At 65.4% G+C, this 13,273-nt stretch carries 11 protein-coding genes; 6 read left to right on the top strand and 5 right to left on the bottom strand.

All coding sequences use genetic code 11. From position 1 onward, the window contains the following. Positions 1–63: 63 nt before the first annotated feature. Positions 64–2,331 carry an AsmA family protein gene (locus IB243_RS02410; RefSeq protein WP_370540297.1) on the top strand — a complete coding sequence of 756 codons (2,268 nt, stop codon included), beginning with the start codon at positions 64–66 and terminating at the stop codon, positions 2,329–2,331. A 43-nt stretch (positions 2,332–2,374) separates the two neighbouring features. Then, complete coding sequence (locus tag IB243_RS02405; RefSeq protein ID WP_192424732.1) at positions 2,375–2,890, top strand: M23 family metallopeptidase; 516 nt, start codon at positions 2,375–2,377, stop codon at positions 2,888–2,890. A gap of 99 nt (positions 2,891–2,989) precedes the next feature. On the opposite strand, the gene IB243_RS02400 is transcribed toward IB243_RS02405, so the two are convergent. The 3 genes from IB243_RS02400 to imuA are packed head-to-tail and all read right to left on the bottom strand — an operon-like array spanning position 2,990 to position 8,736. After that, positions 2,990–6,346 (bottom strand): error-prone DNA polymerase, encoded by a 3,357-nt coding sequence (locus IB243_RS02400; protein ID WP_370540296.1) that lies wholly within the window; start codon positions 6,344–6,346, stop codon positions 2,990–2,992. 16 nt (positions 6,347–6,362) lie between these two features. Beyond that, complete coding sequence (locus IB243_RS02395; protein WP_192424728.1) at positions 6,363–7,910, bottom strand: DNA polymerase Y family protein; 1,548 nt, start codon at positions 7,908–7,910, stop codon at positions 6,363–6,365. Next, the gene (imuA, locus tag IB243_RS02390; RefSeq protein WP_192424726.1) at positions 7,873–8,736 is read right to left on the bottom strand and encodes a translesion DNA synthesis-associated protein ImuA; all 864 of its coding nucleotides are present in this window, start codon (positions 8,734–8,736) and stop codon (positions 7,873–7,875) included. Before imuA ends, IB243_RS02395 begins: the two co-directional genes overlap by 38 nt. Before the next feature lie 192 nt (positions 8,737–8,928). On the opposite strand from imuA, the gene IB243_RS02385 reads away from it, so the two are divergent. Beyond that, a complete protein-coding gene (locus IB243_RS02385; protein WP_192424724.1) occupies positions 8,929–9,534 on the top strand; it encodes an IPTL-CTERM sorting domain-containing protein in 606 nt (201 codons plus the stop codon). Positions 9,535–9,543: 9 nt separating this feature from the next. Here the strand turns inward: IB243_RS02385 and IB243_RS02380 are convergent, their stop codons facing one another. Next, positions 9,544–10,854, bottom strand: a complete 1,311-nt coding sequence (locus IB243_RS02380) for an HD-GYP domain-containing protein (protein WP_192424722.1) — start codon at positions 10,852–10,854, stop codon at positions 9,544–9,546. On the opposite strand from IB243_RS02380, the gene IB243_RS02375 reads away from it, so the two are divergent. The 3 genes from IB243_RS02375 to IB243_RS02365 all read left to right on the top strand — a co-directional run bounded on the left by IB243_RS02375 (position 10,853) and on the right by IB243_RS02365 (position 11,993). After that, a complete protein-coding gene (locus tag IB243_RS02375; RefSeq protein ID WP_192424720.1) occupies positions 10,853–11,050 on the top strand; it encodes a hypothetical protein in 198 nt (65 codons plus the stop codon). The genes IB243_RS02380 and IB243_RS02375 overlap by 2 nt on opposite strands. Positions 11,051–11,329: 279 nt before the next feature. Further along, on the top strand, positions 11,330–11,617 hold the full coding sequence (locus IB243_RS02370) for a hypothetical protein (RefSeq protein WP_010465399.1): 288 nt from the start codon (positions 11,330–11,332) through the stop codon (positions 11,615–11,617). 82 nt (positions 11,618–11,699) lie between these two features. After that, positions 11,700–11,993, top strand: coding sequence for a DUF4148 domain-containing protein (locus IB243_RS02365; protein ID WP_192424719.1), 294 nt, complete (start codon positions 11,700–11,702; stop codon positions 11,991–11,993). Between the two features lie 206 nt (positions 11,994–12,199). Here the strand turns inward: IB243_RS02365 and IB243_RS02360 are convergent, their stop codons facing one another. Continuing rightward, on the bottom strand, positions 12,200–13,273 hold the full coding sequence (locus IB243_RS02360; RefSeq protein WP_192424718.1) for a glycoside hydrolase family 5 protein: 1,074 nt from the start codon (positions 13,271–13,273) through the stop codon (positions 12,200–12,202).

The raw sequence follows: 13,273 nt of genomic DNA, 5'->3' as shown, positions 1-13,273 counted from the left end.
ACCCACGCATTCCCCGTGCAACGAATCGTTCTGCGGAACGCGGCCATAACCCATTCGCCTTTCATGCCATCACCACCTGCCCCGCCTTCTGCCGATCTGCCGAGCGCTGCCGCGACCATCGGCCACACCGTGCCTGCCCCGGGCGTTGGGCAACGTTGTGCACGGTGGGTGCTGATGGCTCTGGGGCTGGTGGCGGTGTTGCTGCTGGTCCTCGGCGCCTTGCTGGCCGTGATCGACTGGAACCGCGCAAAACCCTGGGTCAACGACAAAGTCAGCGAAGCCACGGGCCGGCACTTTGCCATTGAGGGCGACTTGTCGGCAGCGTGGCGCTGGCCCCAACCCCTGGAAGAAGGATGGCACCGATGGATACCCGGCGTGACGGTCAAGGCCGAGCGCCTGGTGATGGATCACCCCGTGGGGTTTGCGCCGCCATTTCAGCGCGCCGATGGCAAAGCACCTTCCAAGGGCAAAGCGGATCTGCCTGATGCCTCCAGCATGGCCCGCATTGGCAGCGCCACTGCCACGGTGCGCCTGCTGCCCCTTCTGGGGCGGCACCTGTCGATCGACACGGTAGCACTCATCGACCCCCAGGTGGCGCTGGCCCGCACGGCCGATGGCACCAACAACTGGACCTTTGAGCGCAAGGACGGACCCAGGAGCGGGTGGAGCGTTGATGTAGACCAGCTGGTGGTGCACCAGGGAGTGCTGGCCTATGCCGACGCCCTCAAAGACCTGGACCTTAAGGCGCGTATTGACACGACGGGGCCCGTTGCCCCTGCAAGTGCGGTCGCAAGGGCCCCGGCCAGTGCGGCCGATCAGGCTGCAACACCACCTGCAGTCGCCGCCACAGAGGCCACACCCTATGGCCTGCGCTTTGAACTGCAAGGCCGCTATGCCCAGGCCCGGATCGAGGGACGGGGACGAGCGGGCCAGGTGATCAGCCTGCGCAACAAGGTGGTGAATTACCCGCTGCAGATCGATGCCAGCGCAGGCAGCGTGGCACTCTCGGCCGAGGGGGTGCTGGCCAACCCCGGGGCGCTCTCGGGGCTGGATTTTCAGGTGTTCCTCAAAGGCGGCAGCATGGCCGACCTGTACGACCTGACCGGGCTGGTGCTGCCCAATACCCCGGCGTTCGAAACACGCGGACGGCTGACCGGCAGCCTGGCGCCCGAACGCGCGGTGTGGGAGTACAGCGATTTTCGCGGCAAGGTGGGCCAGAGTGATCTGCAGGGGTCGCTGAAATACACCTCGGGCAAACCACGCCCCCGGCTCACCGGCACCATGACATCCAACCAGCTGCGCCTGGCAGACCTGGGGCCGACGCTGGGCACCCGCCAGTCCGGCAACACACCACGCAGCCGCAGCCAGGGCGGCAAGGTGCTGCCAGACTCGCAATTTGCGGCTGAGCGTTGGAATGCCATGGACATGGACATCGTGTTCAAGGGCCGCCACATCATCCGCCCCGAGAGCCTGCCGCTGCAGGACTTGAGCACGCGCGCTGTGATGGAGAACGCGCAGCTCAGGCTGGCGCCCCTCACGTTTGGCGTGGCAGACGGCAAGATCGAATCGCAGGTCACCATCGATGGACGCACAGCCCCCCTCAAGGCGCAGATACGCGGCACCGTGCAGGGCTTGCAACTGTCTGCGCTGTTCCCCAAGGTGCAGCTCATGAAGAAGAGCCTTGGACGCATGGACGGAGCCATCGCCCTGGAGAGCACCGGCAACAGCATGGCCGGGCTGCTGGGCCACGGCACGGGCGAGATGCGCCTGTATGTGCGCGAGGGCACGCTGAGCAAGCAGATGCTGGACCTGGCCGCCCTCAACGTGGGCAGCATCATTGTGGGCAAGCTCTTTGGCGAAAACAAGGAAGTGCACCTGCGCTGCGCGGTGGCGGACTTCACCGTGGTGGACGGCCTGGCCACCACACGCATCGTGAAGATGAGCACCGACGATGCCGTGGTGGAGGCCACGGGCACCATCGACCTGGGGACCGAGGCCCTGGACCTGCGCATCAAGCCCGAGTCATTGCAATGGAAGTTCTTTTCGCTGCGTTCACCCCTGTATGTGAGGGGCACGTTTGGCAACCCGGATGTGGGCGTCGAAGCCGGCCCGCTGCTGCTGCGCGCGGGCGCTGCGGTGGTAGCCGCCGTGGTGGCTCCCGCCGCGCTGGCCCTGGTACCCATCACCGTGCCTGCAGCGGACGACGACACCCATTGCAAGCCGCTGCTGAACCTGGCCCAGCAGCCTGTCAAGCCCGGCGTACAGGGGGCAGCCGGCACGGCCTCGCAGCCCGCGCGGCAGGCCGCCAGCAAGACAGCCCCTTCGCGCTGATCGGTATCGGCTACAACGTTGGGGGCGCGGAATAATCGCGTTCATGAAAATTGCAAAGATTCTGGGCCTCACCCTGCTGGCGGCGCTCGTGGCGGGCCTGCTGCTTCCGGAGCGTATCCAGATCCCTGTGGCCGGGGCATCGGCGAAGGACTGGCACCCCCAGTCCTTCTGGTTCGAGCCCTGGGGCAGCTCGGGTGTGCACAAGGGCATCGACATCTTTGGCCAGGCGGGCATGCCGGTGCTGAGCACCACGGACGGCGTCGTGCTGTTTACAGGGGAGATCGCCAAAGGCGGCAAGGTGGTGCTGGTGCTCGGGCCGCGCTGGCGGCTGCATTACTTTGCGCACCTGGACTCGATCCGAACCGGGGCCCTGTCCTTCGTGGCGTCTGGTGAGGCGATTGGCACGCTGGGCGCCAGCGGCAACGCGCAGGGCAAACCGCCTCACCTGCACTATTCGATCGTGCGCATGCTGCCCGCACCGTGGAAGGTGGATGGCGCAACGCAGGGCTACAAAAAAGCGTTTTTCATCGACCCCCACGCTTATCTGCGCGAGCGGTAGCCGCTGGAGTCAGGCCTCTGATCTCAACACCTTGTTTCGCAGCGCTTCGCACACATCGCAGACAACCAGCGTAGCCGCTCAGGGGGTTGCCACTTGCCTTCAATGAAAGTCCCGGCTGCCCTGCAGTGCCTGGGCCATGCGCCCAAGCAGCGGGGTGAGGTCCTTGAAACGCTGGGCCACCAGGTGGCGGACCACCGTCGGCACCGGGTTCTCTGAGGGAGGCGATGGGGTGCGACCGGGGGTGGCATCCCCCCCCTCCGGCGCGCTGCACTGCCACATGCCTTCCACCGCCAGCAGCTGTGAGCGCAGCAGCGCATTGCGCCAAGTGTCCACCAGCGCAGGCCACACGATCACGTTGACGGGGCCCGTCTCGTCTTCCAGCGTGACGAACATCGTGCCTTTGGCGGTACCGGGGCGCTGGCGCACGGTGACGATGCCGCAGGCGCGCACCTTGCGGCCGTGGGGCACGGTGTTCAACTGCAGGGCGGTCTGCAGGCGCCAGCGGTCCAGGCGCGGGCGCAGCAGGGACAGCGGGTGGCGGCGCAGGGTGAGACCGGTGGCGGCGTAGTCGAACAGGATTTCCTCCCCTTCGGGCGCGGCTGGCAAGGCAAGCGGCGCTTCGTGCACGGGCACATCGCGCAGCAACGCGGGTGCGGTGTGCTGCGCGGCAGCGTCCCACATCTGTTGGCGCCGGTGGCCCGAAAGGCTGGCCAAGGCATCGGCAGCGGCCAGGGCCTGCAGGTCTTGCTGGCTCAGGTGGGCACGCAGGGCCAGGTCTTCGGTATTGGCAAAGCCAGGGCCTGCGACGCGGACTTGCACTAGGCGTTTGGCAGCCTCTTCCTGCAGGCTGCCCACCAGCCGCAGGCCCAGGCGCACGGCAGGCTGCGGTAGCAGTGGCGTGGGCAACCCCTTGGCAGGCCGCAGGTATTCAGCCGGGCCTTCCAGCGTGCAATCGTGGTGGCTGAGGGTCACGTCGATGGGCAGCACGCGCACGCCGTGGCGGCGCGCATCCTGCACCAGTTGCGAGGCGGTGTAAAAGCCCATGGGCAGCGAGTTGAGCAGCGCCGCCAGAAAACACGCGGGCTCGTGGCATTTGAGCCAGCTGCTGGCATAGGCCAGCAATGCAAAGCTGTGGGCGTGGCTTTCAGGAAAGCCGTATTCGCCGAAGCCCAACATCTGCTGGAAGATACGGTCGGCGAATTCGGCGGCATAACCATGGGCGACCATGCCGTCTTTCAACGGCTTTTCAAACCGGTGCACGCCCCCTTTGCGCTTCCAGGCCGCCATTGAGCGGCGCAGGTCATCGGCTTGGCCCGGCGTGAAACCGGCGGCATCGATGGAGATCTGCATCACCTGTTCCTGGAAGATAGGCACACCCAGCGTGCGTTCGAGTGCGTTGCGCAGCTCCGGGTACTCCAACGGAAAAGGCTCCGTGCTGCCCGCACTGCGCATCTGCCGCTCGACCTCTCGCGCCTTCAGATAAGGATGCACCATGCCACCCTGGATAGGCCCGGGCCGCACGATGGCCACCTCCACCACCAGATCGTAGAACTTGCGGGGCCGCAGGCGCGGCAGCATGCTCATCTGCGCGCGGCTCTCGATCTGGAACACGCCCACAGTGTCGGCGGCGCAGATCATGTCGTAGGTGGCAGGGTCTTCGGGCGGAATGCCCTTGAGGTCCCAGCGCTCACCGCGCAAGGCATCGCGCAGATCCAGGCAGCGGCGCAAGGCACTGAGCATGCCCAGGGCCAGCACATCGACCTTGAGCAAGCCCATGGTGTCCAGGTCATCCTTGTCCCACTGGATGACGGAACGATCCTCCATGCTCGCGGGCTCCACCGGCACCAGGCGCGTGAGCTTGCCCTGCGTGAGCACAAAACCGCCCACATGCTGGCTCAGGTGGCGCGGAAAGCCTTTCAGGTCCGCCGCCAGTTCCAGCCACAGCGTGGCCGTGTGCCGGTGCAGCGGTGCGCCCAGGCTTTCAGCCAGTTCCTGCAGCCGGTCCGTGGCGAACTGTTCGTCAAACCAGTGGTGGTCCTTGGCAAAGGCATCGACCAAGGCCGGCGCCACACCCAGTGCCTTGCCCACATCGCGCAGGGCACTGCGCGTGCGGTAGGTGGTGACCACCGCAGCGATGGCGGCGCGCTCGCGGCCGTATTTTTCGTAGATGTACTGGATGACCTCCTCGCGCCGGTCGTGCTCGAAGTCCACGTCAATGTCGGGCGGCTCTTTGCGCTCTTTGCTGATGAAGCGCTCGAACAGCAGGTTGGTGTTCTCGGGCGGGACGGCCGTGATGCCCAGCATGTAGCAGACCACCGAATTCGCAGCCGAGCCACGGCCCTGGCACAGGATGTTCTGGCTGCGTGCGTAGCGCACGATGTCATGCACCGTGAGGAAGTACATCTCGTACTGGCAGTGTGCGATCAGATCCAGCTCTTTGCGGATCTGCACCCACACCTTCTCTGGCGCGCCTTGCGGGTATTCGCCCTGCACGCCCACATCCACCAGCCAGGCCAGGGCCTGTGCGGGTGTCATGCCGGCGGGCACCGTCTCCAGCGGGTACTGGTACTTGATTTCATCCAGGCGGAAAGTGCAGCGCCCCGCCACCGTGAGCGTGGCGTCCAGCAACTCGGGCGGGTAGATGCCCGCCAGCCGCACGCGCCGGCGCAGGTGGCGCTCGGCATTGGGCTGCAGCGCAAAACCACATTCACCCACGCTGCAGCCCAGGCGCACGGCGGTGATCACGTCCTGCAGCGGCTTGCGCGAACGGGCGTGCATGTGCACATCACCCGCTGCCACCAGTGGCAAGCCCAGCGCCGTGCCCGCACGCTGCAGCGTGGCCAGCCACAGGCTGTCGTCCGGGGCCAGGTGCAGCTCGACCGCCAGCCAGAGGTGGCCGTCAAAATATGAGTCAAATTGGCCCCTAGCGCTTGATAGACAAGCGCTAACAGCTATCAAATCAGAAGCATCAAAGCCATGCCGACATGGGGACAGCAACAATTCGCACCCCTTCAAGGTCCCCCATGGGCTGGCCGCGCCCACGTGGTACTGCCCCTTGGGTGCGGCCGCGCGGGCAGCGGTGATGAACTCGCACAGATTGCCCCAGCCCTCGGCATCCCGCGCCAGCACCACCACCCGCAGATCGCCCCACACAAACTCGCTGCCCACGATGAGGTGCAAGCCGCATTCCAGGGCCGCTTCCCAGGCGCGTACCACGCCTGCCACCGAGCATTCGTCCGTCAGCGCCAGGGCCTGGTAGCCCAACGCCAGTGCGCGCTCCACGAGTTCTTGGGGGTGCGATGCCCCCCGCTGGAAGCTGAAGTTGGACAGGCAGTGCAGCTCGGCATAGCCCGGCAGTACGGCTGGAGTCGGCCGCCCAGGCGGGGCCGCCGTGGAACGCCCCGCCAAGGCAGTTGCAGAAGATGCGGAAGATGCAGAGGACGGTATCAGCCCCATAAAAGCTCCGCTGGCATCACCCAAACACCCCATGCAGGAACCAGCGATGGGGCCGCACGGCGGCTGGGGGGCCATCAGACCCGGCTGGCTCCGGCGCCAGCCGCTCGCGGAACACCCACACCAGCCCCGCGACGTCGTTGTGCGCCACAAAGTAGTCGCGCAAGGCCAGCGCCCCCCCACCGGGGGCTGGGCCTGCGCCCTCCTCGGCCGCAGACCACCAGCCTGCCTCGAAGCGGTGGGGCCCGGCGAGCAGGCGCAGCAGGCCATGGTGGCAGGGGCGGTTGCCCTGCACGGCCAGCCGCCGGGGCGGGTTCAGCAGCCAGGTGGGCAGCAGCAGGGCATCGGGGGCCGCATCGAGGAGCCTGTCAGAAACGCTGGTGAGGGCATTCCGGGCTGCAGCGTGCTTTGTCACCGCTGCCGTGAGACGCAGCACCTCGGCCGCAGGGCGCCATTGCTGCATGCATTCGGGGCGGTGGTCGGCCTGCAGCACCGGGGCCTGCACATGGTCAGTCCCCAGGCGGGCTGACAGGCGCTCCAGCAGCTGGTGCAAGGCCTCACCCTGAACGCCGGTGGGATCACCACCGCCAAGATCATCGGGCGGCAGCAGGCTCGCGCTGCGGTGTGGAAGTGGTGCCGCCTCCAGCAGGCGCAGCGTGATCTGGTTGGCTGGCGCGGCCAGCGTGGTGCGTGCTAGGTTCTCAGACAGCAGGCGCCGCAGGTGCCCCATGTCCTGCGTGGCCTGGGCCGTGCGAACCTGCAGCGCTTGCGTGGGGGCGATGTCCACGCCATCGATGCGCCGCAGGTCGTGGCGCCAGGCCAGTTCCAGGCCCAGCACGCCCTGCTGCCGCGCTTGCAGCCAGCCTTGCAGGGCGCAAAGGCAGCGGCTGGTACTCCAGAGCAAGGCATCGGCCGACTCTGCCAGCGCCGGCAGCTCGCCCGTCAGCACAAACTGCTCAGGCAGCTCCACCCAGGCGTGGGCCTCGGGGGCATCCCCCAGGGCCTGGTCCAGCACCCGAAGCACCGCCGCACCAAAACGCCGCGACACCCCGGCGCGCGGCAGCGCCCGCAATGCCCCCCAGGTGCGGCAGCCCATGCGCTCCAGGCTGGCCACATGCGGGCGCACGGCCGTCAGCGTGTGCAGGGGCAGGCCCAGCGGCCCCTGCGCAGAAAGCGCATGCCCCGCCAAGGCCATCCGCAGCCGGGCGTGCGCCACCAGGGCTGTGGGGCCACTGCCCCAAGCCACCGGCGCGCCAGGCGGTTGGGCGCCCGCCACCAACCCTGCTCCTGCAGGCCCACGTTCGACTGCGCCCTGGGTAGCTGTGGGGTCCATGCCCCTGGCAGATGCCTCGGCCCAGGCCTGCAGCACCTGGGCCAGCAGCACCTCGCGCCCACCCCACAGCCGCTCGGTGGAGGACACCTCCAGCAGCACGGCCTCTGCATCCACCAGTGCCACACGCGGGGTAAAGCGCAAAGCCCACCAGCCTGCCGCGGCAGCTTGCACCGACGCCCCGGGCGGCAGTGAAGACTCATCGCACCAGGGCCATGGCAGCGCGATCCAGTGCATGCCCCCTCCCCTCTGGCCTTATAGCCAGCTCCCCCAGCGCCCCCAGCGGTGGGCGCATGGCTAACACCCCGGGGGCCTTGGCTGCGGGGAAAGTGCTGGCCACCACCTGCGCTGAGCGTCGGCGCTCGGCCTGTGCCGCCAGCACCTGGGCCAACCGGGAATGGCAACCCGGCAGATCCAGACCCTGCGCCAGGGGCGGCCCCCGGCGCTTGAGGATGTGCACCTGCATACCGGGGAATGTGGATACACCTCCCGGCATGGCCATCCCCAGCACCTGCAGCCGCAGCAAGGCTGGTGAGGCCTGGTGCGCAGCACTGGCCGGGCGAAACACCCACAGCAGTTGCCGTTGCTGTGCTGCTGCCAGTTGCAGCCTGCGCAGGGCTGCGGGCTGCACCTGCGGCAGCCAGGCCATCACGGCCAGCACCTCCCGGCAGCGCAGCGCCTGTTCTGCAGCCCACAGTGCGGTGGCGGCATCGGCCCGCACCACACACAGCCGGTCGGCCGCCAGCCCCTGGGCCTGCAGCGCGGGTCCAAAAGGCTCACAAGGCGGCGCGACCACCACCACCGCACCCGAGCGCCGGGCCGTGGCCTGCACCAGGGCGGGCAGCACCAACTGCCATTCGTGCAGGCCCGCCACGGGCTGCAGCACCTCGTTCAGCGCCCCGACCGGCCAGCCCCCGCCAGGCAACTGCGCATCCAGAGGACCATAGCCCGTGGACTGCGCCGACTGCTGGCCCGCACCCAATGCGTCCGCATGCCAGACACCGGGCACGGCGAATGGCAGATCGGACGCGACAACCCGCAGGGAGTGGCGTGGCGCAGACATGGTGAAGACAAAGAGGAGAACGATTTGAATACTGTAAATATAACCAGTATTTTGAAGCCATGGGGTACCTGGCGAGGAAGACTTTGGGGTGAGAGGCTTTGCACAGCGGTGCATCCCCGGCCATATAAATCTGGGCCAATGCACGCCACGCTCCCTACAATGGGCCGGACAAAAAAAGAGAGGGTCCGTTGAATGAAAACAATCCAATCGGCAGCAGTCGCCCTGTTGCTGCTCCTGTCCGGCAACACGTTCGCAGCCTATACGCTCTACTTTTTTGAAAGCGGTGGCAATGTGGTCGCCAGTGGCAACGGGAGCATGAATCTGGGGGCCCTCTCGCCTGCGGGCAGCGGGCCTCTGTTCCCCGGAGTCATTGCCTCGGCTGGGTTGGTCTTCACCGGCACGGCAGGTACCGTGGACGCCTACCTGGGGATATCCGGCCCGCCAGCGTTCGGAGGCGGAGGCCCTGTCGGGGCGGATGCAGGATCTGGCAACATGGTGGGCCTGGACAGCACAGGGCCCGGTTTTGTCTTCGCCCCGACAGGCTACGTCTCGGGCTCTGCGCTGACGTCCTCGGCCACCTGGACTGCGACCTCACTCGCCAGTCTGGGACTCACACCGGGCACCTATCTCTGGACCTGGGGCACGGGCCCGACAGCGGATTCATTCACGGTCCACATCGGCATCGCGCCACCCGCATCCATTCCCACGCTCTCTGAATGGGGGCTGCTGATTCTGGTGGTGCTCATGGCTGGTTGGGCGACGCGCCATCGACTCTCGCGGCGAAACGTAGTGGGCTGACCACTCTCTTCAAAGCCTCCGAACGGCCCAATCACACCAATCCGCCACTGCCGCATCTGCCGGCGTGGCGCGGTCTGCCAGTTGCGGCCAGCGGCGATGGCTGGCATTCAGGATGCTTTGCAGTTGCCACAGCGCTTCTCTCCCCACCAGCGCCACTTCGGCCATGCCGATGGCATCACCCTGCAACTGGGCCATGAGCTCGCCCTGCTGCCGGGGATGTGAGCCGGCCTCCAGCAAGGCCTTTTGCAGAGCCAACAGCCGCGCGTCGAGGAATACAAAGGCGCTTCCCGGCAGTGCCTTGGCGCTGGTTTCGGGGGGCAGTGCGACCTTGAGCTGGTCCCAGCATTCAAAAGCTTCGGCCAGCAAGTCGATCTGGCGCGAGGCGTCGTTGCCCAGCGGCATGAGGGCGGACTCCCGGGCGACCTCTTCCTGCAGCAGGGGCAGGATGTGCGCCACCAGGGCCGCAGGGAACTTGCGGTGGTTCAGCCGCAGCACCAGCGACAGGCGCTGCGCGGGCATGTCTTCGTATTTTTCGTAGAACGCAGCCACCACCTCGGCCAGCAGCAAGATACGTCCCAGGGCGGAGATATCGGCACCTGCCAGGCCACGCGGGTAGCCGCTTCCATCCATGCGCTCGTGATGCTCCAGCACAGCGACCTCAACGGCCTTGGGGTAGACCTGGGTATCGCGAATCATGAGCATGGCGGTGATGGGGTGTGCCACCAGATGCTTGCGCTGCGCACCAACCACCTTGTGGTCGGGATCGATCCAGGCCGGGTCCATGTGCAGCACACCCAGGTCATGCAGCAAGGCCGCAGCGGCGAGGTTGGCGCAATCGCGCTCCGCCAGTCCGCTCTTGATGCCCAGAAACACGGCCACGGCCATCATCTGGAGGCTGTGCTGAAAAAGCTCGGGCCGCTGGTCGCGCATCACGGTGAGCTTGCAGGCCATGGATGAAGGCAAGGGCAGCGAACGCAGCGGCGCCAGCAGCCGGGCTGCAGAACCCAACGCTTCTGCCAGCAGATTGAACAGCACTTCCTGCTCGCTCATGGCCTGCCCTGCCGCCAACAAAGCGGGTACGTCTACGGGATTCTCGATGGACAGATGGCGGTCAATGGGCTCGCGCAGCTTGTGCTGCACCAGGCGGTCGTACAGCCGGCTGTCAATGCGTGCGCCTTTTTCAACCAGCTTGATGCCGTTGTCGGTGTAAATGGCTGCGTCAGCGACCACGGTGCGCTGGTCAGCCATATCGGTCAACGCACGCAAGTAGTGGGGGCTGTCCGCAACGTCGATGCCCGCGGGCACAAGAGGATCTGTCATGCAGGAAACACAAAAGCTTACCTTGGACTATATGACGTTCCCCTTCGAAGCATCCACGAAAAATGCCAGACACATACGCAGCCTTGAGCCAGATCAAGACCTCGGCAACAGCCCACTGATCACCCAGGCCAAGGACTCAAAGATCAGGCATTTACCTGTGCTGGTCATTTCCAAAACGATTGAGCACTATTTCTGATAAACGCCCCATTCATCGGATGCAAAAGATGCCCCAGGCCCCGGTTTGCCATTTTTATTTGGGTAAACCCTAAAGATCGCCGAGAAGATTGTTTCCAATACTGGAACAGTTAGTTTGCGACCCGGTGGTTTTTCTTCCGCTTCCACCCGCGTACAGTTCAACCCATCGATGAGCCGAACCCGCAAGGCGACTCACCGAACCCGGTTTGAAGCAGCTTTCCTCTCTCGCTCTTTGTTCCGGTTTTTTTGAGACGCTTTTTTAACTTCAAGGATTTTCATCATGAACAACACCGCACGTTTCCTCTCCATCGCCGCCGTTGCCGCTTTCGCTTCTTTCGGTGCCCAGGCTGACGAAGCCGATGCTTCGCAGTTCGCCACCAAGTTCGACACGAACCGCACCCGCGCTGAAGTGGCTGCTGAAGCCGCTACCGTGGCACAGACCCGCTCCATTGAGCCTGCTGGCTCGCGTGTGGTGACTTACAAGTCCACCGCTGACCGCGCTGCTGTGCGCAGCCAGGCTGCGGATGCCGTGCGCACCGGCCAGATCCCTTCGGGTGAGCGTGGTTGATTCTTGTTGAATCCACGGTTCACACGTTTTCGTATTCCCAAGTACCTCGTCCCCATTTTTTGAATTTCACTGGAGTTTCACCATGAACAAGACTGCACGTTTCCTCTCTATCGCCGCCGTTGCCGCTTTCGCTTCTTTCGGTGCCCAGGCTGACGAAGCCGATGCTTCGCAATTTGCCACCAAGTTCGACACGAACCGCACCCGCGCTGAAGTGGCTGCTGAAGCCACTACCGTGGCACAGACCCGCTCCATTGAACCTGCTGGCTCGCGTGTGGTGACTTACAAGTCCACCGCTGACCGTGCTGCGGTGCGTGCCCAGGCTGCTGAAGCCCTGCGCACGGGCCAGATCCCTTCGGGCGAATTCAGCGCCATGTAAAGAATGCGGGCCTTCCCGTGGCGGTGGCATTTCACGGTCGTGGATGCCGCCACCATGTGGAAGTGTTTCCCCACACACGACGTGCAACGACGATTGCATGCATAAAAACGGGCTCCCATGTGGGAGCCTGTTTTTTTGGGCGCGCGCCGCTGGCTGTCGTCCCAAAATAGAAGAACACCTGTTGGTGCTGCCCACACCTCCAAGCCCTATGGCCCTAGCAGCGCCTGAAGCAGCGGCATTTTCCACACATGGGAAGCCGTTTCGTAGATACCGAAACCAGCAGAAAAATCTCCATACACCCAGGAAAACCCGCGCTCCTCGGCGGCCTGGCGCACCAGGCGGGCGTGGCGAGCACGAAGTTCGACAGGGATGTCCTGGTAGGACACAAAATCCCGCACCCATACGGGGTACCTGTTTTCCAGTGACCAGGTTTTTGCAATATCCAGTGGCAAAGCCATCAACTGCAATTCCTGGGCGCTGCAGCAGGTCGTTCCACGCCACTGCTCAGCCCCGGAGATACCGGGAACCCCTTGGCGGGTGAAACGAAACGGCTCGACATGGGTGATGCCCACAATGAGGTGCCTGTCGCCCGGTACCTCCAACTGGGGCAGGCCAATGGCATCGGCCCAGCCCAGCACCAGGACCCGCGTTGGATTGCTCTTGCGAATGGCTTTCAAGAGTGACGTTGCTTGCCTGTTTTTCAGCGTGCTGGCAGCGCCCTGCGCGAAGGAGACTTCAAACAACAATCGCTGGGGACGGCTGGCATAGCGCCGGGCCAGGTGCTGCCAGATCAGCACGGACTGGCGATGCCTGGCCTGTGCGGCTGACAAGCTCTCTTCCCGCATCTGCGGGCTGCCTGCGTGCTCCGTGCCACCATCCTGCACGCCGAGCACCACGTGCAGCCCCCGTGCGAGCAGCGCTTCGATGGTTTCGTCCAGCAAGGCGAGACGCGATTCCTGGCTGGATTCCACCATCCAGGCTGCATGCAGCGAGGACTGCGGCACCGTCAACCGCACCGTCCGGAACCCGGCCCTGGCAATCGTCTCGGCGGTGGAACTGCTCTCCGAAAGCGAGGTGGAGGTTTCCAGCGCGGCGTCGAGCCTGATTCCCCGCGACAAGGCGGCTGCTGCCACCCATGCCTGCCGCGAAGCACCCGACTGCGTCCCCAGCGGATACGGCGGCGGGCCGGAAGGCAGTGGTGCTTGTGCGTGCCCGACCCCACACCAAAGCATCGCCAGCAAAAAACCCCAGCGTGCCCAGGAAGAAGGAATCAGGACCAT

The sequence above is a fragment of the Acidovorax sp. ACV01 genome, from assembly GCF_014851495.1.
GTDB classification, from domain to species: domain Bacteria; phylum Pseudomonadota; class Gammaproteobacteria; order Burkholderiales; family Burkholderiaceae_C; genus Acidovorax; species Acidovorax radicis.
Note: the sequence above shows the minus strand (reverse complement) of the source record. Positions and strands in the feature narration are given on the sequence as shown.

Bases quoted from the DNA above. Each gene is read 5' to 3' on its own strand.
- imuA (WP_192424726.1), bottom strand. From the start codon at position 8,736: ATGTCTGCGCCACGCCACTCCCTGCGGGTTGTCGCGTCCGATCTGCCA.
- IB243_RS02365 (WP_192424719.1), top strand. From the start codon at position 11,700: ATGAACAAGACTGCACGTTTCCTCTCTATCGCCGCCGTTGCCGCTTTC.
- IB243_RS02380 (WP_192424722.1), bottom strand. From the start codon at position 10,854: ATGACAGATCCTCTTGTGCCCGCGGGCATCGACGTTGCGGACAGCCCC.
- IB243_RS02375 (WP_192424720.1), top strand. From the start codon at position 10,853: ATGCAGGAAACACAAAAGCTTACCTTGGACTATATGACGTTCCCCTTC.
- IB243_RS02360 (WP_192424718.1), bottom strand. From the start codon at position 13,273: ATGGTCCTGATTCCTTCTTCCTGGGCACGCTGGGGTTTTTTGCTGGCG.
- IB243_RS02410 (WP_370540297.1), top strand. From the start codon at position 64: ATGCCATCACCACCTGCCCCGCCTTCTGCCGATCTGCCGAGCGCTGCC.
- IB243_RS02400 (WP_370540296.1), bottom strand. From the start codon at position 6,346: ATGGGGCTGATACCGTCCTCTGCATCTTCCGCATCTTCTGCAACTGCC.
- IB243_RS02405 (WP_192424732.1), top strand. From the start codon at position 2,375: ATGAAAATTGCAAAGATTCTGGGCCTCACCCTGCTGGCGGCGCTCGTG.
- IB243_RS02370 (WP_010465399.1), top strand. From the start codon at position 11,330: ATGAACAACACCGCACGTTTCCTCTCCATCGCCGCCGTTGCCGCTTTC.
- IB243_RS02395 (WP_192424728.1), bottom strand. From the start codon at position 7,910: ATGCACTGGATCGCGCTGCCATGGCCCTGGTGCGATGAGTCTTCACTG.
- IB243_RS02385 (WP_192424724.1), top strand. From the start codon at position 8,929: ATGAAAACAATCCAATCGGCAGCAGTCGCCCTGTTGCTGCTCCTGTCC.